General features: G+C 31.6%; 1 protein-coding gene and 1 pseudogene. One reads left to right on the forward strand and one right to left on the reverse strand.

What is annotated here, in order from left to right; genetic code table 11:
- Window positions 1–306: 306 nt before the first annotated feature.
- A pseudogene (locus JO950_RS21800) lies at window positions 307–727 on the forward strand (XRE family transcriptional regulator).
- A gap of 384 nt (window positions 728–1,111) precedes the next feature.
- Here the strand turns inward: JO950_RS21800 and JO950_RS21805 are convergent.
- Window positions 1,112–1,540, reverse strand: a complete 429-nt coding sequence (locus JO950_RS21805) for a hypothetical protein (protein ID WP_202704527.1) — start codon at window positions 1,538–1,540, stop codon at window positions 1,112–1,114.
- Between the last annotated feature and the right edge of the window lie 43 nt (window positions 1,541–1,583).

The following is a 1,583-nucleotide window of genomic DNA, read 5'->3' on the forward strand; positions in this document are numbered from 1 at the left end:
ATTTTTTAACATTATCTTTAATAACAGTTTTAACTTTGTTTTAATTTGTTACATTGTTACAATTTTAGCTTTGCTTGAAAAAGAGGTCTTTATTGTTAAATTTAAATTGCGAATTGAAATATGATAAAAAAATAAACTGGAGATTAACAAAAAGAATCTTAAGCGAAGCTCTATTTTTTCAAAAGGATAATCTATTTGAAATTTAGCTGTAATATCTGACAAAAGGGATGTTTTACGGGATGTTTTTTTATCCTTGAAACTTAGCCAAGACCTTATCTTTGAGTCTTTAGAAAATGGATAATTGTTATGGAACAGAAAATACATCAGGGAAGAAACGTAAAACTTTTTTAGAGAAATGCTTAACATAAAGTAGAAAGCATTAGTGTATGATCTGGGAGAAGAATGGAATCAGAAGAAAATCTCTATGCTGGAGCAGAAAGAAGTGATTGAAGATAGTTTGTTGAAACAAATTTCTGCACTACTAAAGATTCCTGTTGAAGCTTTTCAGAATTTTGATGAAGAACAGGCGATAAATGTTATAGCAAATACTTATTCATTCCAAGATTTTAAAGATAATGCTGTCGCTTCTGGATTTAGCTATCAACCCTCTTTCAATGCTATTGATAAAATTGTTCAATTATATGACGAAAAAATTGCGTTATACGAGCGTATGTTGAAAGAGAAAGATGAAATGATGTCAAGGTTTGAAAAATTTATCAGCAAATAATCATTTATAAACCTATATTGAGTACACAAGCATAGTTTTAAAGACTTGCTCTGAAAGAGCCATAGCGATATAATAGTGCGAAGCACTATTAATGGTTAAATGTTTTTTTTTTTTTTTTTCTAAGCCCTGAAAGGGTGAAAGCCGAATCTCAAACAAAAACGCATTTATAATTATGGCCTAAGCATGCTCTTGCCTCTTCAGGGCAATGTGCTCCATTGATTTAGTCATAGTGCGTTGCACTATGTTTGTGCTTTAGGGCTTACAGCCCAACTAATCAAAAAGGTTTGCAAGAAATCCAAATGTTCTTCTTGCAACGAATTTATTAAAAAAAGCCTCACTAAAATATTTAGCAAGGCTTTCGACAATTTTATATTGAAGTTTCTTCTAGAAAGCTACATTCCATCTTGGCAATTTTGCATTTTCATCTAAGAAATTTTGCAAAACCTGCCCTTCTACTGTAGTTGGAATTCCTTTTGAATCTGCATTGAAAGTTTCGAACCAAACTACTTCAAGAGCAGTAATATTTTCTAATTTCATTTGTGCCGGCCAAGAGTATTTTCTTCCTGTTTTGGCAAATTGATGCCCGTTTACAATTTTATCGTACAATCCGCCGTTTTTGCTTTTCAAAGTACCATCATTCTGAACAGTTCCGGTAGATCCTACCATGATCAATTCTTTTGTATTTCCTTCAACTGCATAAACTACAAAAACACCTGCACCTCCTTCAGGAGCGTTACAAACTTGTTCTAAACTGTCTTCAATTGTAAAAGTAAAGCTGCTGTTTACTTTAAATTTTTCTAATTCTTTGTACATATTTTTATTTTTAAGTTTCTAAGATGCTGAGATACTTAGGTTT

The organism is Flavobacterium sp. UGB4466, assembly GCF_903469665.1.
GTDB classification, from domain to species: Bacteria; Bacteroidota; Bacteroidia; order Flavobacteriales; family Flavobacteriaceae; genus Flavobacterium; species Flavobacterium lipolyticum.

What these genes read in the sequence shown, in the direction of transcription:
- JO950_RS21805 (WP_202704527.1), bottom strand. Translation starts at nt 1,540, where the DNA reads ATGTACAAAGAATTAGAAAAATTTAAAGTAAACAGCAGCTTTACTTTT.